General features: G+C 55.4%; 20 protein-coding genes. 6 read left to right on the top strand and 14 right to left on the bottom strand.

From position 1 onward, the window contains the following. Positions 1-43: 43 nt before the first annotated feature. From WBY09_RS04300 to WBY09_RS04310, 3 genes are all read right to left on the bottom strand, one after another. Positions 44-532 (bottom strand): hypothetical protein, encoded by a 489-nt coding sequence (locus tag WBY09_RS04300; RefSeq protein ID WP_008889212.1) that lies wholly within the window; start codon positions 530-532, stop codon positions 44-46. A 2-nt stretch (positions 533-534) separates the two neighbouring features. Next, positions 535-1,365 (bottom strand): DUF3100 domain-containing protein, encoded by an 831-nt coding sequence (locus WBY09_RS04305; protein WP_120224224.1) that lies wholly within the window; start codon positions 1,363-1,365, stop codon positions 535-537. A gap of 230 nt (positions 1,366-1,595) precedes the next feature. Further along, complete coding sequence (locus tag WBY09_RS04310) at positions 1,596-2,525, bottom strand: LysR family transcriptional regulator (RefSeq protein WP_008889214.1); 930 nt, start codon at positions 2,523-2,525, stop codon at positions 1,596-1,598. Between the two features lie 14 nt (positions 2,526-2,539). On the opposite strand from WBY09_RS04310, the gene WBY09_RS04315 reads away from it, so the two are divergent. From WBY09_RS04315 to WBY09_RS04325, 3 genes are read left to right on the top strand one after another with little or no spacing between them, the layout of a single operon-like run. Continuing rightward, the gene (locus WBY09_RS04315) at positions 2,540-2,749 is read left to right on the top strand and encodes a hypothetical protein (RefSeq protein WP_336232091.1); all 210 of its coding nucleotides are present in this window, start codon (positions 2,540-2,542) and stop codon (positions 2,747-2,749) included. Beyond that, positions 2,746-3,660, top strand: a complete 915-nt coding sequence (locus tag WBY09_RS04320; protein WP_336232092.1) for an NAD(P)-dependent oxidoreductase — start codon at positions 2,746-2,748, stop codon at positions 3,658-3,660. Before WBY09_RS04315 ends, WBY09_RS04320 begins: the two co-directional genes overlap by 4 nt. 2 nt (positions 3,661-3,662) lie before the next feature. Continuing rightward, the gene (locus WBY09_RS04325) at positions 3,663-5,198 is read left to right on the top strand and encodes an aldehyde dehydrogenase family protein (RefSeq protein ID WP_336232093.1); all 1,536 of its coding nucleotides are present in this window, start codon (positions 3,663-3,665) and stop codon (positions 5,196-5,198) included. A gap of 87 nt (positions 5,199-5,285) precedes the next feature. On the opposite strand, the gene WBY09_RS04330 is transcribed toward WBY09_RS04325, so the two are convergent. Beyond that, complete coding sequence (locus WBY09_RS04330; RefSeq protein ID WP_336232094.1) at positions 5,286-6,923, bottom strand: electron transfer flavoprotein-ubiquinone oxidoreductase; 1,638 nt, start codon at positions 6,921-6,923, stop codon at positions 5,286-5,288. A gap of 273 nt (positions 6,924-7,196) precedes the next feature. Here WBY09_RS04330 and WBY09_RS04335 point away from each other — a divergent pair, with 273 nt between their 5' ends. The 3 genes from WBY09_RS04335 (at position 7,197) to WBY09_RS04345 (ending at position 10,476) form a co-directional block, all read left to right on the top strand. Next, complete coding sequence (locus WBY09_RS04335) at positions 7,197-8,087, top strand: uracil-DNA glycosylase (protein WP_336232096.1); 891 nt, start codon at positions 7,197-7,199, stop codon at positions 8,085-8,087. Between the two features lie 232 nt (positions 8,088-8,319). Beyond that, the gene (locus WBY09_RS04340) at positions 8,320-10,173 is read left to right on the top strand and encodes a lytic transglycosylase domain-containing protein (protein ID WP_197146016.1); all 1,854 of its coding nucleotides are present in this window, start codon (positions 8,320-8,322) and stop codon (positions 10,171-10,173) included. 15 nt (positions 10,174-10,188) lie between these two features. Next, positions 10,189-10,476, top strand: a complete 288-nt coding sequence (locus WBY09_RS04345; RefSeq protein WP_064779824.1) for a hypothetical protein — start codon at positions 10,189-10,191, stop codon at positions 10,474-10,476. 15 nt (positions 10,477-10,491) lie between these two features. Here the strand turns inward: WBY09_RS04345 and WBY09_RS04350 are convergent, their stop codons facing one another. From WBY09_RS04350 to WBY09_RS04395, 10 genes are all read right to left on the bottom strand, one after another. Next, the gene (locus WBY09_RS04350; protein WP_336232097.1) at positions 10,492-11,208 is read right to left on the bottom strand and encodes a tetratricopeptide repeat protein; all 717 of its coding nucleotides are present in this window, start codon (positions 11,206-11,208) and stop codon (positions 10,492-10,494) included. Positions 11,209-11,254: 46 nt separating this feature from the next. Further along, complete coding sequence (locus WBY09_RS04355; RefSeq protein WP_336232098.1) at positions 11,255-11,755, bottom strand: cytochrome c-type biogenesis protein; 501 nt, start codon at positions 11,753-11,755, stop codon at positions 11,255-11,257. Beyond that, positions 11,752-12,288: a DsbE family thiol:disulfide interchange protein gene (locus WBY09_RS04360; RefSeq protein WP_008889223.1), complete on the bottom strand. Its 537-nt coding sequence runs from the start codon at positions 12,286-12,288 to the stop codon at positions 11,752-11,754. Before WBY09_RS04360 ends, WBY09_RS04355 begins: the two co-directional genes overlap by 4 nt. Continuing rightward, positions 12,285-14,354 (bottom strand): heme lyase CcmF/NrfE family subunit, encoded by a 2,070-nt coding sequence (locus WBY09_RS04365; RefSeq protein ID WP_197146012.1) that lies wholly within the window; start codon positions 14,352-14,354, stop codon positions 12,285-12,287. Before WBY09_RS04365 ends, WBY09_RS04360 begins: the two co-directional genes overlap by 4 nt. Before the next feature lie 132 nt (positions 14,355-14,486). After that, entirely contained in the window at positions 14,487-14,975 is a 489-nt protein-coding gene (ccmE, locus tag WBY09_RS04370) for a cytochrome c maturation protein CcmE (protein ID WP_008889225.1), read from the bottom strand. Positions 14,976-14,988: 13 nt separating this feature from the next. Beyond that, complete coding sequence (gene ccmD / locus WBY09_RS04375; protein ID WP_008889226.1) at positions 14,989-15,186, bottom strand: heme exporter protein CcmD; 198 nt, start codon at positions 15,184-15,186, stop codon at positions 14,989-14,991. Next, entirely contained in the window at positions 15,183-15,971 is a 789-nt protein-coding gene (locus WBY09_RS04380) for a heme ABC transporter permease (RefSeq protein WP_197146011.1), read from the bottom strand. Before WBY09_RS04380 ends, ccmD begins: the two co-directional genes overlap by 4 nt. 60 nt (positions 15,972-16,031) lie before the next feature. Further along, the gene (gene ccmB / locus WBY09_RS04385; protein ID WP_008889228.1) at positions 16,032-16,697 is read right to left on the bottom strand and encodes a heme exporter protein CcmB; all 666 of its coding nucleotides are present in this window, start codon (positions 16,695-16,697) and stop codon (positions 16,032-16,034) included. Then, positions 16,694-17,407, bottom strand: coding sequence for a heme ABC exporter ATP-binding protein CcmA (gene ccmA / locus WBY09_RS04390; RefSeq protein WP_197146010.1), 714 nt, complete (start codon positions 17,405-17,407; stop codon positions 16,694-16,696). Before ccmA ends, ccmB begins: the two co-directional genes overlap by 4 nt. Positions 17,408-17,546: 139 nt before the next feature. Further along, the gene (locus WBY09_RS04395) at positions 17,547-18,299 is read right to left on the bottom strand and encodes a DUF1223 domain-containing protein (RefSeq protein ID WP_252723984.1); all 753 of its coding nucleotides are present in this window, start codon (positions 18,297-18,299) and stop codon (positions 17,547-17,549) included. Positions 18,300-18,533 lie beyond the last annotated feature (234 nt).

The following is an 18,533-nucleotide window of genomic DNA, read 5'->3' on the forward strand; positions in this document are numbered from 1 at the left end:
CCGGGATCACCATATTTCAGATGGTCCCGGTTACACGATGTGATCAGATACCCTGAAGTTTCAGGATCGCTTCGGCAACAAGAACCGAACCGGCATAGGTGCCAAGGAAGACAAGGCAGGCAACCAGTGCCAGTTTCCAGCCGGAATGTTTGGCAACTTCGATTTCCTTTTTGGCAATCGCAAAGCCGGCATAAGCAAGCGCCGGGGTGGCAAGGGCCAGGAAGTTAACCGACTTGGCCTGTGCGACGATCCATTCCGAACCCGGGGTCCAGGGAAGGGTCGCGACAATGCCGACCAACGAAATCCATGCAACGCTTGGCAGATAGAACGGCGCAAAGCGGGTCAGGATAAGGCCAACCATCGAGATCAAATAGATCACGATCATGCCCATAAATCCGTCCATCAACGGTATCGCCGGTCCGACTGTGTTCATCACCAGTCCGACAAGGCAGACAATGATCAGGACGACAGCATGATCGACAAGATCAATTTTCGGGCGGGTGGTTTCTTTTGCAACAACGCTATCAGACATGATCAAGCCCCCTTGTTGTCAGCAGCGGCAAGGTCACGCTTACCAGCCGTCGCGTTATAGAGTTTTTCAACGATCGGAAGAGCAATAAACAGTCCGGCATAAAGACCTGTTGCATAGGTTAAAAGGTTGCTCGCCCCGGCAAGTGCAAGGATTTCGTCCTTCATGGCCGGGACAACTTCGGTCAGCGCACCAGTGCAGGCCGCCATCATTGATCCGCTGCCGATCCCGCATGCCATTGCAAGCGCGCGCGGATCAAAAACATCAATGCTGGCAAACAGTGACGCCAGAATGGCGAAAATGAAGGTCCCGAAAAGCGTACCGATCACATAAACGCCCATGACACCCGCACCTTCCGGGCTTTTAAGCGTGTAACGGTCGGCAATGATGGCAAGGTTCGGTTCACGTGCGATCGAGAAGGTCGCACCAATGGCCTCACGGCCCATTTTCAGACCCCAAACCGCAAGCGGGAATGCCAGAACAATCGTGCCAAGGTTCCCAAGTTCCTGAAGCAACAGCGCAGGACCCGCTTCGATGATGGTTTCGATTGCAGGGCCGATGGTGGTTCCGAATTTGGCGATGAACGGCATGATCGCAATGACGATCAGCGGTGAGGCCGCCTTGACTTCTTTTTCACCGATGAACTTGCCAAATTTAGGCATGACATTCGGATTCATAAGGGCAGCCATGATAAAGGCATAAAGCAGCGGCAACAGAAGAATTGCCCCAATTCCCAACGGAATTTTGCGGATGCCGATCAGTTCGGCGATTGCCCCAATGATGATAACGGCTAAATGAAGCTTCCATAGCCCCATTTGTCCCCGAAGCGCATTCATTTCCCAGTCTCCTTGACAGACAGTGGCGTTTACGACGCAAGGACACCTTTCCCATTGTTGCGGGAAACCAAACGCGCCTTGTCATCCCTGTAAAATCCGGCGACGCAAAATTCATCGTTTTGCCATTTTTAGATCCGGAATTTCCGACCGAGAATGGGAACATGCCGATTCATGGGCAAGTGCCATTTTGGGATGCTTCTGTTGCCGAAATGGCAACAGGTCACGCAAGGTTATTCGTGTTCTTCGGGATACCATGCAGAGCCAAATGCCTCCATCCGATCCCGGATCATGCCTGTAACAGCCCGCACTGCGGCGGTTTTGGGGCGCTCCTTGCGCACCAGCAAGTGTGAAGGAACACGCGCGAGGAAGGGATCGGTCATCGGGATGGCGACGACTTCTCCTCTGCGTAGTTGTCGTGATACCGCAAACGCAGGCAGATAGGTAATACCGCCCCCCGACAGGACAAAGTGAATGGCAACATTGATCGAATCGGCGGTCAGAAAAGCATCCCGCGCAACGCGATTTCCCGGATCGGCATTTGCCAAAAGTTTGGACACCCCGAAATTCTGATCCAGCAAGGCGGCCGGATAATTCAGCGTTTCATTCAGTTTGCAGCTTTGCTTGGAGGCAAGGGCAAATTCCGGCGGGACCAGCACGCAAAGCGGGCTGTGGTTTTCTGCAAGTAATTCAAGCTCTGGCGTGCGCGGCGGGTTGAAAACCAGCCCCAGATCATAGTCATCGCGCAGAATGCCATGGGTGATCTTTTCGGTTCCGGCAACATCGACTTCAAGCCGAATATCGGGGAACTCGTCGCGCAGAGGGCGGATCACGTGATTAACAAGATCGACAACAAAGCCTTCCCCGGTTGCGATGCGCACCGTCCCGGCAATGGCGCCACGGGCGGCGGCAAGATCAACCGCAAATGCTTCGTCGATTTCAATGCGCTTGCGTGCATGCGCCGCAACCATATGCCCCGTTTCGGTAAAGATGATCCCGCGTTTGGTGCGTTCCATCAAAAGCGTATTCAGATGCGCCTCAAGGCTTGAGATCTGTCGACTGATTGCGGAGGGGGCAATACGCAAGTTCTCGGCAGCAGTCCGGATCGAGCCGGCTTCGAAAACAGCCAAAAAATAACGGAGAGGTTTGTCATCGATCTTCATATCGGGGCTTCGAATTGTGGGGCGATGTCGTAATCAGAGCATATCTGTTGCTGTTTCGGCAACAACATGTTCCGGCAATTGATCTTGAAACAGCGGTGCTTCCGCCGGAAGTTGATCAGGAAATCAAAACAGAAAAGGGCGGAAAAGGGCGTTCAAAGGTGAAGATTGTCACCTTTGATACAGCGCGTAACGACCCCAAAGCAGCAAAGAGGCAGCAATCGTGACACAAACACACATCAATGGCAGCGGAACCGTCGGGGTCATTGGGCTTGGAAATATGGGACTTGGTATGGCGCGCACACTTTTGCGCGAGGGCCACGCGGTAACCGGGTTTGACCTTTCCGTCGAACGCCAGGCGGATGCTGCGCGCGATGGTGTGACCATCGTTGCCACCCAACAGGAACTTTTTAGCGCCTGTGAGACCATAATTCTTTCCTTGCCGACAGCACGCCACGTGCAAACCGTTCTGACCGGGGATAATGGCCTTGCATCTTGTGATCTTGCGCCGCGCCTGATCATTGATACGACAACGTCTGAACCCGATGTAACCCGCGAACTTGACGCGGCTTTGCGTGTGATCGGTCATGTCCTGATTGATGCGCCGGTCAGTGGTGGCCCCGCTGGTGCCAATAGTGGGCAACTGACCATGATGGTTGGCGGCGATGATGCCGGCTTTGCCAAGGCGATGCCGATCCTTTCAGTTCTGGGTGGCAAGATTACCCATGTTGGCCCGGTGGGGGCTGGTCACGCCGTCAAGATTATCAACAACATGCTTGTTGCGACCCATCTTTTGACCATGCGCGAGGCTGTCGCACTGGGCAAGGCGGCCGGGGTGGATACCAACTACCTGATATCCGCACTTAATGCCGGTTCAGGGCGCAGTGCTGTCAGCGAAGTCAATTATCCGAAATGGGTTCTTACCGGGCAGTTTGACAGTGGCTTTAGCATGGGGTTGATGCGCAAGGATATGCGCCTTGCCATGGCCTTGGCATCGCAAAAGGACGTGGCGCTTCCGGTCAGTGAACTGGCGGGACAGATTTGGCAGGACAGTGCAGCGGCGCTTTCCGATGACATGGATTTCAATCGCATCACCGAATTGACTGCAAACACCAAGACCGCCAAGGCAGGAGAATGACAATGAGCAGCGCAGATAAACTGATGACGCGTGACTATGCCATGGCCATGGCACCGTTCTTTGCGGATGGTGTTGTTGGCAGTTGGGTCAATGGTGCGATCATGCCGGGCACAGGTGATGATGTCCAATTGATCGATCCTGCAACCGGCAAGGCTTTTATGACCTTCAAGGATGCTGGTGGCGATGTCGTGGACGCTGCTATGAAGGCGGCGGTTGCCGGACAGCGTGCCTGGTGGGCAATGACGGCAGCTGAACGTGGCCGTATTCTTTGGAAAATTGGTGCCCAGGTCCGCGATCATCTTGAACAGCTGGCACTTCTGGAATGCGTTTCTGCCGGTAAACCGATCCGCGATACGCGGGTCGAGGTGCTTAAAGTCGCTGAGATGTTTGAATATTATGCCGGTTGGGCGGACAAGCTTCATGGCGATGTCATTCCGGTGCCGACAAGCCATCTGAACTATACCCGCCCCGAGCCATATGGCGTTGTTACGCAAATAACGCCCTGGAACGCGCCGATCTTCACGGCCGGTTGGCAGTTGGCCCCGGCCTTGTGTGCGGGCAATGCAGCGGTTCTTAAACCGTCGGAAATGACGCCGCTGACCTCTGTTGCGCTTGGTGTTCTGTCGAAAAAGGCAGGTTTGCCTGATGGGGTGATTTCGGTGCTGGCAGGATTGGGCCATACCACGGGTGTTGCGGCGACAACCCACGATGCCACCCGTAAGGTTGTCTTTGTCGGATCCCCCAAAACCGGCTCTGTTATCGCGGCCCAAGCCGCCCAGAATATCGTGCCTTGTGTTCTTGAGCTTGGCGGGAAATCGGCAAACATCGTGTTCGAAGATGCCGATCTTAAGCGTGCCGTGACTGGCGCGCAGGCCGCGATCTTTAGCGGAGCCGGGCAAAGCTGTGTTGCCGGTTCGCGCCTGTTGGTTCAGCGTTCCGTGTTGGATCAGTTCCAGGAAATGCTGGTTACGGGTGCCAATCATATTCCGGTGGGCGATCCGCTTGATACCGCAACCCAGATTGGCCCGATCAACAATGATGCCCAGTATCAGACGGTAAATCGCCTGATCGCGGCGGGGCGTGCCGAAGGGGCCGAAATTCTTGCAGGTGGTGCCCGCCCGGATGGGGGCGCTTGTGCCGATGGGTATTTCTTGCGTCCGACGGTTCTTGGCAATGTCCGCAACGACATGTCGATTGCGCGTGACGAAATCTTTGGCCCGGTTGTTTCGGTCATTCCGTTTGAGGACGAGGCCGAAGCCATTGCCATCGCAAATGACAGCAAATTTGGCCTGGCCGGTGCGGTGTGGACTGGCGCGGTGGATCGCGCGCACCGGGTGGCAGCCAATGTGCGGGCCGGGACGTTCTGGATTAATAGCTATAAGACCATCAATGTCATGTCGCCATTTGGCGGGTTTGGACATAGTGGCTATGGCCGATCCAGCGGCAAGGAAGGTTTGATGGAATATATGCAGCCCAAAAGTGTCTGGACCGAAACCGCGGCAAATCCGCCGGTTGCCTTTGGCTATGCGCCGGAATGATCAAATGACCAAGTGATCAAATCATCAGACTAAATAATAAGGGCCGCAAGAAGCGGCCCTTATTTGTATGAGGAAAGCCAAAAAGGCTTACATATTCGGGTAGTTCGGGCCGCCGCCACCTTCGGGGACGACCCAAACGATGTTCTGGGTCGGGTCCTTGATGTCACAGGTTTTGCAATGCACGCAGTTCTGCGCGTTGATCTGCAGGCGCTTGCCACCATTGTCTTCGTCTTCGACGAATTCATAGACACCGGCCGGGCAGAAACGTGCCTCGGGCCCGTCATAGACGGCAAGGTTGGTGTTGACCGGAACACTTGCATCTTTCAGCGTCAGGTGGATCGGCTGATCTTCGCTGTGGTTGGTGTTGGACAGGAAGACCGATGACAGCTTGTCGAAGCTGATTTTCCCATCCGGTTTCGGATAGTCGATCTTTGGCATTTCTGCTGCTGGCTTCAGGCAGGCATGATCCGCATGGTTTTTAAAGGTCCATGGGGCCTTGCCGCCGAACAGGTAGGTATCAACCGCACTGTAGGCCATGCCACCCCAGAAGCCCCATTTGGCGAAGCTCGGGCGGATGTTACGCACCTTGTGCAGTTCCGGATAGACCCAGCTGTCTTTCAGACGCTGCGGGTAGCTGTCCATCTGTGCAGGCGTTTCGTCGGCAGTCAGGGCCTCAAACGCGGCCTCGGCGGCCAGCATGCCGGTCTTCATCGCGGTGTGCGAACCCTTGATTTTCGGCACGTTCATGAAGCCCGCCGAACAGCCGATCAGACAACCACCCGGGAAGACAAGATCGGGGATCGACTGGAAACCGCCTTCGTTCAGCGCACGTGCGCCGTACGAGATGCGACGACCGTTTTCGAAGATCTTGCGGATTTCAGGATGCGTCTTGAAACGCTGGAATTCATCAAACGGGCTGAGATGCGGGTTTTCGTAATCAAGACCGATCACGAAACCGACAACCACCTGATTGTTATCAAGGTGATAGAGGAACGACCCGCCATAGGTGTCCTTATCAAGCGGCCAGCCAACGGTGTGCTGGATCAGGCCTTCCTTGTGGACTTCGGGATCTACTTCCCAAAGTTCCTTGATGCCGATGCCATAGGTTTGCGGATCGGAATTTTTGCGCAGATCAAATTTCTTAATCAACTGTTCGGACAACGAACCACGGCACCCTTCGGCAAAGAAGGTGTATTTGGCATGCAGTTCCATACCCGGTTCATGGTTCGGGCCCGGCGTGCCATCACGCGAAAGGCCCATATCACCCGTGGCGATACCCTTGACCGATCCGTCTTCGTTAAACAGAACTTCGGCGGCGGCAAAGCCCGGATAAACTTCAACACCAAGGGCCTCGGCCTGTTCGCCAAGCCAGCGGCAAACATTGCCAAGGCTTACGATATAGTTGCCTTTATTGTGCATTTGCGGCGGGGTCGGCAGCTTTTTAGCGCCGGTTTCGCTCAGCATCATGAACTGGTCTTCGCCAGCCGGCACGTTCAGCGGTGCGCCGCGTTCTTTCCAGTCCGGGAAAAGTTCATTGATCGAGCGCGGCTCCATCACGGCCCCTGAAAGGGTGTGTGCGCCGACCTCGGAACCTTTTTCAACCACACAGACGGTGATTTCTTTTTCCTGTTCCTGGGCGAGTTGCATCAGCTTGATGGCCGCTGACAGACCGGATACACCGGCGCCAACAACGACCACGTCAAATTCCATGGATTCCCGTTCCATTTGGCCTCTCTCCTTTGGCTGGCGACCGTATCGAACTGTTTCCGTTCGTTGGCCGTGAGCCGGTATTCACCGTTCAGAGTCTCGCCCAAGCCCTGAATTCTCTCATAATTCTCTATGAATACAGCTATACCGATCATGGGATCAGTTGACAATCCATAGTCACGAACGGTGTCGCGTTTGTACTCTGGCACAAAGGACCCAAAATCGTATAAGGTCGTCCCAAGCAGCAGCTGCGATCCCGTTCGCGGTGCAACATACATCGCCTTAGTGTAGATGAGCAAACCAATTACAGACTTTGATGTAAATAATCTCGACCCGTTCGAGGCCCTTGTCTGGCAATTTGAAATGGGCGCGGACGAGGCCATCGCCGACGAGCCGCTTGACCGTTTCAAGGCGTCCGAAAGCCTGCGTCAGAACGCGGCGAACCGGCCCGGTTTTGGCGCGAATGCGGGCACCAACCCGCAGCGTCCGTCAGGGGCGTCGGCCCGTCCGGCACAGGCGGCTGGCAACGGTCCGGCACCAATCCCGGCTGGCGCGGATGGTGGTTTTTTACTGTCTGACACGCCGCATGAAGCACGCCAGTCCGCACGTGATGCGGCGGCCGCGGCAAACAGTCTTGAGGAACTCAAGGCAGCAATTGAAAAGTTTGAAGGCTGTGCCCTTAAGAAGTCCGCCAGCAATACCGTTTTTGGTACCGGCAATGTCGAGGCCAAGCTGGTTCTGGTCGGTGAAGCACCCGGTGCCGAAGAGGACCGACAGGGACTGCCGTTCGTCGGGCCAAGTGGCAAGTTGCTGGATGCCATGTTGCGATCCATCGGCTTGGCGCGCGAAGAAGTTTACATCACCAATATCCTGCCATGGCGGCCACCGGGAAACCGCCAGCCGACCACAGCCGAAGTCGCGGTGTGTGAACCGTTTGTGCGCCGTCATCTTGAATTGATCGGGCCAAAGGTTGTGGTGTGTCTTGGCGGTAGTTCGGCCAAAACCCTGATGGAAGAAGATCGCGGGATCACGCGTTTGCGCGGCACGTGGAAGGAAGTTTCCTTTGCCGATGGCAAAAAGGCTGACCTGACCGCGATGTTCCATCCGGCCTATCTTCTGCGCACGCCGGAACAGAAACGCCTTGCCTGGCGTGATTTGCGCGCGATTGCACAAAAGCTTTAAGGAATTGGCGATAAACTGACTGTATGCATGGGAGATATGCATGCGTTCGGGATGCATATTCTGGAGTGCGCCAAGTGCTTGATTCCAGATAAATGATTTCGCGGTTTGGCTGTTTGCTGCTATAAGGGACGCCGTTGCACGAGGGGGAACACCGCAGGCAACGGGTTGCGAGACCAAACTGCTTCGGGATAAACACGCGGCTTGAAAACAAGTCTCGTTGGGGAAACTAATTTTGATCGAAGCAATAAGAACACGCCTGCCGGGTGTCAAAAGCACCTTAAGGCAGGGCCTATTCTTCGCGTTTCTTGGCACCATGACCGTCATGGGGGCCACGTCACCTGCTGCTGCCAGCACGCAGGAACAGGCAGCCCTTGGCAGCCCGGTTCTGGATGACGCGCTTTCGACTGTAATCCCCAAGCCACTTTCCGAACGTGACGCCGAACTTTACGAACAGATTTTTGCCGTTCAGGAACAGGGCCGTTGGCAAGATGCCGACCGCCTGATTTCGCGCCTGTCTGATGATGTCCTGATGGGGCACGTGATGGCGCAGCGTTATCTGCATCCGACGGCCTACCGTTCGCGTTACAAGGAACTGAAAGACTGGCTTGCCAGTTATGCCGATCATCCGCAGGCACCGCGCATCTACAAACTTGCGCTGACACGTCGCGGATCGGCCAATTATCCGAAAAAGCCTGTGGGCAGCTATGTTTCGGGTGCCGGTTATGATTACGAGAACATCACGCCCTATTATCACAAGTCGTCTAAGAAGCTGTCATCCAAGCAACGTTCGCGCGTCGCGACCCTGAAAAGTCGCATTCGCCATCGCATCGGCAGTGGCTGGCCGACCGGCGCGCTGGAAGTTCTTGAAAGTGACGAAGCACAGCGTCTTTTTGATGCCTATGAGCAGGACCATGCCAAGGCGGCAATTGCCTCTGGTTACTATTACTTTGGTAAACCGGACCTTGCGTTGAAATATGCCGGTGAAGCGGCAAAGCGTTCGGGCAAGTATCTGCCGCAGGCGCATTGGACGGCGGGCCTGACCGCCTGGCGTCTGGGCAAGATGGATGAATCGCACGCCCATTTTGCAGCGCTGAGCACCAATAAATATGCATCCAGCTGGACCCGGACCGCCGGTGCGTTCTGGGCAGGGCGTATTGATCTGGCCGCAGGCCGGTTCGAAGAGGCCGATGCCATGTTGAACCGCGCGGCGGAATATCCGCGCTCGTTCTATGGTCAGTTGGCGATGCGCGCACTTGGCCGTGATGACGTCTTTGACTGGGATAGCCTGGAACTTGATGAAAACCGTGCCAACAAGCTGAAGCTTGATCCGCATGGGCGTCGTGCGCTTTCGCTGTTGCAGATCGGGCAGCGCGATGAAGCCGAACGTGAATTGCGCAAGGCCGCGGCAAAAGATGATGATTCGCTGCGCCGTGCTGTTCTGGCGCTGACCGATACCGCCAACTTTGCATCTCTGACCATGCGCCTTGGTAGTTACATCGCGCAGAAGACTGGGGATGTGTTTGTAAACGCGCTTTATCCGGTCCCGCCATGGGAGCCGGAAGGTGGTTACGAAGTTGACCGGGCGGTGATTTATGCCTTCATGCGTCAGGAATCAGGTTTCAACACCGACGCCCGCAGTCATGCCGGTGCGCGTGGTTTGATGCAACTGATGCCGGCAACGGCAAGCTATATCGGCAATACCCGTTACCGCGGTGAAAAGCGTGCCGAGCTGTATCAGCCGGAAATCAACCTGTCACTTGGGCAGAAATATGTTGATCACCTGCTTGAACAGAATGGCGTTGATAACGGCTTCTTGCAGTTGATGGCGGCCTATAACGGTGGCATTGGCAATCTTGGCCGTTGGCAGAAGGCGCTTAAGGATAATGTCGATCCGCTGTATTTCATCGAAAGCATTCCGTCGCGCGAAACCCGACTGTTCATCGAACGCGTGATGGCAAACCTTTGGATGTATCGTTCGCGGTTCGGTCAGGAAACGCCGTCGCTTGATCTTCTGGCGGCCGGTGAATGGCCAACCTATCAGCCGCAGGATCAGGAAAATGATCGCGGCCTGACAGCGCAGCGTTAAGCACAATCACCTGAGATGACAGCCAGTAACGGCGATACCCCGCAAAAGCACCCATCACATGACAAGGACCGTCGCCCCGATCAGGGGACGGTCCTTGATCGTATCAAGATGCCGCCCATGAGCGGCGAAGAAGCGTTGCGACGGTTTAACGAGGGGCAGTCATCGGCAAATGGCGTCGGGAATGCGCCGCAGCCGGGCGAACTTGATAATCTTCATCCGATCATAAAGCTGATGGCACTGGGCGGGACATTGGTTCTGATTGTCGCGGTGTTGCTTGGGGTGCTTTATCTGTTCGCGGCCTAGTTCCCGCAATTCAGACTAGTCGGCGCTGATGACGGCATCTGCCCTGGATTGCAGGGCCTTGATTTCGCTTTCGGTGGCGTTGCCAAGCGGGTCGTCCTTGGGAAGGTCGCGATAAAGGTCACTAAGCACGCGAAGCGCCTGATCGGATTTGCCATTTTGTTTCAGCATCATGCCGTAATAGTAGCGCGCCAACAGATGGTTGGGCATTTGCCCAAGGGCATGAAGCACAAGATCGCGTGATGTACTGTCGATCTGGCCATCTTGGGCGGTGATGCGGGTATCGGCATATTCGATGGCAAGCAACGGATTGTGACCCGAAAGGGCATAGGCCTGCGCAAAGGCGGCAACGGCCCGTTCAATATTGCCAAGGCGGAGCGATCCACGTGCGAGCGCGACCCAGCCTTGAAGATTGCGCGGGTTTACCTCAAGCGAGACGACAATCTGATTAAGCAAACGCCTGATCTGTTGATCGGTTTTGAAATCCGGGTCGGTGGCGTTGTCGGCAACGGCCGCGGCTGCGGCCAGGTTGCGTTCACCGGCACGGTCTGCATAGGGCCGCGATGGCAGGGTTGGGCTGCCAATGATCGCATAAAGACCCAGTGCCGCGATGACCGGCAGTGCGGCAAACGTCAGACGGCGCGCACGCGATCCGTGCCCGTCGGATTTCGGCAGGCTCGCATAGAGTGCAGAACCCGCCAGAACTGCCAGAACCGTCAAGCCAACCCAGATCACGCGAAACCTCCGACCGGTTGACGATATGTCAGGCGATCACGTTTCATCAGGACTTGCCGTCATCATTTGAAGTGCCAAGAAGTTCGTCCAGACGTTCCTGTTCGTCTTTTGACAGGGATGCAGATGCCGTTGAACCTTCGCGCTGCTTGCGGCGATAGAATGCAAAGACCGCCAGCAAAGCCAGCACCACCAGTACAGCCGGGCTTGCCCACAGAATATAGGTTTCCGGTTTTAGCGGCGGGTTCAAAAGGACATAGTCGCCATAGCGCGCAACGATATAGTCAATGACCTCTTCATTATCGTCGCCGGCAACAAGACGTTCACGCACCAGCACGCGCAGATCACGCGCCAGTTCGGCATCAGAATCATCAATCGACTGATTCTGACAGACAAGGCAACGCAGTTCCTTGCTGATTTCGCGCGCGCGTTCTTCAAGAACCGGGTTGGACAGCATTTCATCGGGGTTGACCGCAAATGCCGGGTTCGATGCAATGACCGGAACCAGAATGGCAAGTGCCCCAAAAACAAGTTTAAAGCGGCTTATCATCCCTTTAACTCCGCGATTTTCGGCAGCAGGACTTTTTCAAGGACTTCGACCGTAACAGGCCCGACATGTTTGTATCTGATTTGGCCGGTGCCATCGATGATGAAGGTTTCCGGAACGCCATAGACACCAAAATCAATGCCGGTCCGGCCCGACAGATCCATGCCGACAGCAGCATAGGGATCGCCAAGTTCGGCCAGCCATTTCACGCCGTCCTCGGGATCCTTTTCCTTGTAATTCAGGCCATAGACCGGAACGTCGGCTTCGCGTGACAATCGTTTGATCAGCGGATGTTCTGCGCGGCACGGGACGCACCAGCTTGCAAAGACGTTCAGAACCGATACCTCGCCCTTGGTTAGGTCAGCGCGCGACAGGCCCTTGTCCCGACCCGGTAGTGGCGGCAGCGAGAATTCCGGTGCCGGTTTATCGATCAGGACCGATGGCACAACCGATGCATCCTTGTCGATGTTTAACAAGAACACCCCGGCCAGTGCGGCAAACAAAACCAGCGGAATGACAGCGATCGAAAATCTCATGAAGCGGGAACTCCAGTCTTCTTGAAGCGCAGGATTACGCGCGTGAGGATGCTGAAACATCCACCGATCAACATCAATAACATGCCACCCCAGACCCAGGGCATCATGGGCAAATAATGAACCGTTACCACCCGGCCGCCGTCATCATCACGGTCACCGATCGAGACATGCAGATCGCCATCGCGACCATGCCAGATATCGGCTTCGCGGGTTTCAACGCCACGGATCGGGTAATAGCGAATTTCAGGGAAAAGTTCGGTGACCGGCAGGGAGTGCCGATACAGGATAAAGGTCGCCTGACGGGTGGCATAGTTTTCACCAGCCAGAAGCGAGACACCTTCATATTGCAGGTTATAGGGGCCTGCCTGAATGCTTTGTCCGGCACGGGCAGAGACAACAACCTGTTCTTCCCAGATGCTGCTGGCCGATCCACCTGCAATCAGGATTGCAAGGCCGATATGGGAAAGGGTCATGCTGATATAGCGCGGACCCAGAAGTTGCAGATTGCGATATTTGCTTTCGCCGTATTCAGGGTGACGCCAAAGCCGCGCCCACAGATCACTTAGCGACGCGGTCAGAACCCAACCGGCAAGACCGATACCGATCAGCGGTGCGGGGGACAGGTCGATAAAGCGGATGGAAACGAACAGCACCGTGATGAGCGACAGGATGGCTGCAAGCTTCATGCGCCGCCCGATCATCCAGACTTCATCCTGTCGCCAGCGCAGTGCTGGCGCAAAGGCCATCAGAAACAGCAAGGGCAGAACAATCGGGATCAGAGCTTTGACATAGAACGGCGCACCGACCGTGATCGGGTCGCCCGTAATCCATTGCAAAACCAGTGGATAAATCGTTCCGATCAGCACGACAGCAGCAACCAGCGACAGCATCACGCTGTTAAGGAACATCGCACTTTCGCGCGAAATGACATCAAAACCGCGACCATCGCCCATCTGATCGACAGATCGCCAGAACAGGTAATAGGCGACCGCAAACACCAGACAGAACGCGACCAGAAGTCCGGTACTGTCAATCGGCAGAAGCTGTGTTTCGGGCAGGGGCGCAAACAGATCTGATCGGGTCAGGTAGACCCCGAACCATCCCACCGCAAGCGTAGTGATGCCCAGAAAGGCTGTCCAGGCGCGCAGGGTTTCGGTTTTTTCCAAAACAGCCCGGCAATGCAAAAGGGCGGTTGCCAGCAACCATGGTAACAGAAGGCTGTTTTCCGCCGTATCCCAGTACCACCAGCCACCCCATGCCTGTTCGCTGTAGGAGCGATAGGCATTGATCGCAATCGCGGTGCCAAGGCAGACCCAGGAAATAATGGTCCAGGATCGCATGGTTTCGGCAAACCGGCGGTCAATCTTGCGGTCAAGCAACCCGGCCAGTGTCATGGCAAAGATACCGGCAAGCCCCGCCAGACCAAGATAAAGAAACGGTTCACGCAGAACTTTAAGAAGGTCCTGGCTTTGCGGGTTCATCCCACGACCGTCAAGTGGCGCAACAGTGACGCGCAGGAACGGGTCGGCATCAATCAGTGTCACGACACCAAGAATTGTGATCAGTGCGCCAAGAACGGAAAGGGCATTGCGCGCAAAGCGATCGGTACAGATGGCCGCAGAACTGCGCAGTTGGATGGCAATCAGAAGATTGACCAGTGAAAGGGCCAGAAGCCACAGCAGCATGGCCCCGCCATCGGGGGTAAAAGCCGCCCCAATGCGATAAAGCAATGGTGTCGATGAATGACTGACGTTCGAGACGATGGGCAGGGTGAAGTCACTAACGATAAAGGCATTGATCAACGCCCCCTCGGCCAGAAGGCCAAGTATCAGAATGACCGCAGGCAAAAGAAACAGACTGGCCGGTTTTACCGTAGTCTGCCCGAAAGCACCGTCATTATCATCGTCATCGGAAAAGGCGGGGCTGCCTGCCGGTGTGGCAGAAGCCCGTTGCGGGGAGAGCATGAGCAGCGATGCACGTAGCCAAAGCGGGCTGAACAGGATCGCCTGTCCAATTCCCGTGACCACCATCAGCAGCAGGGCAAAATGTCCTAACTCTGCAAACATGTGCGTCTATGACTTCCCCAATAGTTCCCCTGCGCCCTATTGCCCGATCGGTCGGGTACAGATCAAGGGGCAATGGTCGCGGCTATGTTTTTCTTGCGCGTATGGTCGGGCTTTATGGCGGCAGAATGTGGCTTAATTGCGCATTTGTTCGGCGTTCTTGGCTTCGATTTCTTCCCAATAACCGCTTTTCTTAAGCGATTCGGCGACTTCAGGCGGCATGTAGTTTTCATCATGCTTGGCCAGAACTTCGGATGCGACAAAGGTACCGTCGCTGTTCATATGGCCTTCGGCGACAACACCCTGACCTTCGCGAAACAGATCAGGCAAGATCCCGCGATAGGAAACCGGCACACTTTCGGCCATGTCAGTGACGACGAAGGCGATGGTTTGCCCATCATCCTGTTTTGCAACCGACCCTTCAACCACAAGGCCGCCAATCCGCAAACGCTGATCGGGGTCAATCGGTGATTTCTCGGCGATTTCGGTCGGGCTGAAGAAGAACACCACCGAATCTTCAAATGCCGTCAGCATCAGGGCCGCGGCACTGCCAACCGCGAGCAAGATCGCCCCGATGACATACATGCGTTGGCGTTTACGGATTTTTGCGCGGGAAAGTGACACAGTCGTTCTCCGTTCAGGATGCCTGTTGGGTCTTTTTGGTTCGGCGGGGGCGCCGTGATTGCAAAACCGCTTCAAGCTGTTCGCGTTCGATCCGGCTACTGCGTAAGCCGCGTAGCGTTGCAATCAGCAAAACGATCATGGCTAGGGCGGTAACGCCGTAACTTGCCCAGATATAGCCGCCATAGCCGCCCATTGAGAAGAATTCACTCATTGCTTGGCCTCCGCATTGTGACCCGCTTCATAGGCTTGTTCTTTTGCCGATGCCGGGGTTTCGGGATCTTCAAACATGCCTGACAAATGCAGGGCGCGAATGCGTCGTTCGTTCAGTTCCAGTCGAACCCTGAGGATCAGAACAACGAAGTAATAGCAGGTGAAACCAAGGATCATCAGGGCAAGCGGCAATTGCATGCTCGGATCGACGGCCGGGCCATCCATGCGCACGATCGAGGCTGGTTGATGCAGTGTATTCCACCAGTCGACCGAGAATTTGACAATCGGCACATTGACCGCCCCGACCAGTGCCAGCGCCGATCCGGCCTTTGATCCGCGTTCCGGATCGTCAAAGGCATTCACCAGCGCCATGTAACCGAGATACAGGAACAACAGGATCAGCATCGATGTCAGACGCGCATCCCACACCCACCAGGTGCCCCACATCGGTTCGCCCCACAGCGATCCGGTAATCAGGCAAAGGGCGGTAAAGGTCGCGCCGACCGGTGCGGTGGCGCGCGCGCAGATATCAGCCAACGGGTGTTTCCAGATCAGGCTCATCGCGCCGCAAATTGCCATACCGACATAGCAAAACAGCCCCATCCATGCGGCGGGGACATGGATATACATGATCCGCACGGTGTGGCCTTGCTGGTAATCAACCGGCGATCCGATCAGGGAAAAATAGAGGCCGGCCGCGATCAGGATCACGGTCAGAGCCGACAGCCACGGCAGGATCGGGGCTGTAAATTTCAAAAACACACTTGGTTTAGCAAAGCGATGCATTTTTCTTATCCTTGGTGCGGAAATCCGCAAAGGGTCATCCCGTCTCGTCGTCTTGTTGTTTTATTCCATGGCCTGGCGTACGGCATGGGCGGTGGCAAAGGGTGCGGCTGCCAATGTCAAAAGCAGGATGGCGGCCATGATCTGTAATTGCGCGGTCGCCGAAATTCCAAGCAGGGCGGCCTCAACTGCACCGGCCCCAAATATCAGTACCGGAATATATAGTGGTAAAACTAGAAGTGATACAAGAACTCCGCCACGTCGCGCGCCAAGTATGAGTGCTGCGCCAATCGCCCCGATCAGGCTAAGTGCCGGTGTACCAAGCAACATGGCGATCATTAAAGTGACAAAACCGTCCTGATCCATATTGAGCATCACCGCCATCAGTGGGGCCGCAATGATCAATGGAAGGCCGGTTGTCAGCCAATGTGCAAGCACCTTGCCCAGGATCAGAAGTTCGAGTGACACCGGTGACAAGGTCAGAAGTTCAAGCGTTCCGTCTTCGTAATCGGCCTGAAACACGCGTTCGAGCGACAGCATGGCTGCCAGCAGGGCAGAGACCCAAATCACCCCCGATGCGATACGTGCCAGAATATTGACTTCCGGGCCGACACCGAACGGGAACAGCGTGGTGGTAACGATAAAGAACGCCACGACCATCACGGAATCCGCGCCCTGTCGCAGGGCAAGGCGGAGATCACGTTGCAGAATGGCCAGAAAACCGTTCATTGCGCGGCCTCCTGCGATGAGCCTGCACGCTTTGTCGGCGCCATGTCTTCGAGGTCGTCCTGCTCGGCCAGCCATTCGACCATCGGGATGGCAAAATCATCAAGATCGAGAATGGTCGGGTTTTCGACATCAAGATCGATATGGGTTGAATAGACGACAATGCCACCGCGGCCACGAAATTCGGTGATCAGTTGGGCCAGCTCGGCACAGCTTTCGCGATCCAGCCCGACGGTGGGTTCATCCAGCAACCAAAGATCGCTTTGCCCGATCAGAACGCGGGCAAGGGCGGTGCGCCGTTTCTGGCCACTTGAAAGATACCGACCGGTAACCCGTGCAAGATGATGGATTTGAAGGGCTGTTAACGCCCGGTCAATTGCAGGTTCAAGATCACGAACACCGCGCAACTGGCCCCACAAACGCAAATTATCATGCACCGTCAGAACCGGTTTGATCGCATCCTGATGACCCAGATAATGGGTGCGCGCATGATGGGCGGTGCGATCCTCTGCGATGTCTTCACCGTTCCAGCGAAGGTCACCAGAACGCGGTGCCACAAGGCCTGCCATCAGGCGCAACAGGCTTGATTTCCCGGCACCATTTCGACCGCGCAGCATCACGGCGTCACCGGATCTGGCCGAAAAGGACAGGCCGCCAAATACCAGTCTTTCGCCGCGGAGGCAGGTCAGATCAGAACCGCTAAAATCAGCCATATAACCCGTTAGATTGTCTGAAATTCATTCTGTAACACGTCATGATATAACGCGTTACAGCGTATTATTCATGCAATAACCGACAATCGACGGGTTGGCATTGTTTCAAATCAATCCAAACTCACGATCAAACAGGGAATCAGTCGTCGAAACGGACCATGGACGCACCGATGATCGGGCCGCCACGCCCGTTCTGGATCAAGACGGCGATCCCCCCGTCATAGGCGGCTTTCATGGAAAACGGGATTTTCTGCTGACTGGTGCCATCCCATTGGCCAAGGCTGATCATGTCGCGTACGACATTGGCATTCACCAGTCGCTTGCCGGCGTTTTCGCCTGAAAGCACATCGCGCTGATGTTCGCGATCAAAGCCGATCAACCAGATCTGCGAAATCTGTCCCGGGTTTGGTTTGCCAACACCGTGCAAGGAAACAGTGCCCTTTGCCGGAAGCGTGTGATCAATGGTGCTTAGATGGATATCCGCAAGGTCGCGCAACGGGGCAACCGTGGTGCTGGTGGTTTCGATCTGCTGTCTGGCGGTGGCGCGTACCACGTGATCACCATTGATGATGACCTGCGGGGTATAGACGTAACGTTCACGCATGCGATTGGCATAGTCGCGTTGACGTTCGCTATATCGGGCGTCGGAGAACGGATCTTCCCAACCAAGATAGTTCCAGTAATCAACGTGATAGGACAGCAACAAAAGATCATCATGCTGATCTGCCAGATCATGCAGAACCTGATCGGCTGGCGGGCAGGAGTTACATCCTTGGGACGTGTAAAGTTCGACGACCGCGCGCGGCAAAACACTTTCAGCAGCCCTTGCGGGTGAAGATACGGTCATGAGCAACAGTGCAAGCGCACTTAAAAGGGGGCGAGGGTTTTTCATGACATTGATCATGCCTGAAAACCACCATCACCGACCAATCACAAGGCCTTGAAATCAGCAGTAGGTGTAAAGTGGAAGATATTTGCGCGTTTGCGTGGATCTTTGAAAGGAGATTTCCAAAGATTGATGCTATGAGCTGCGGACCAATCGGAACCAGTTCTGGGGAGCTGTCCATTGCAAAGGAACAAACGACCTTTGCGTTAAATGAAAAATGCGGAACTGATCTGCTGGTGG

Source organism: Thalassospira sp. CH_XMU1458 (genome assembly GCF_037027205.1).
GTDB lineage: Bacteria > Pseudomonadota > Alphaproteobacteria > Rhodospirillales > Thalassospiraceae > Thalassospira > Thalassospira tepidiphila.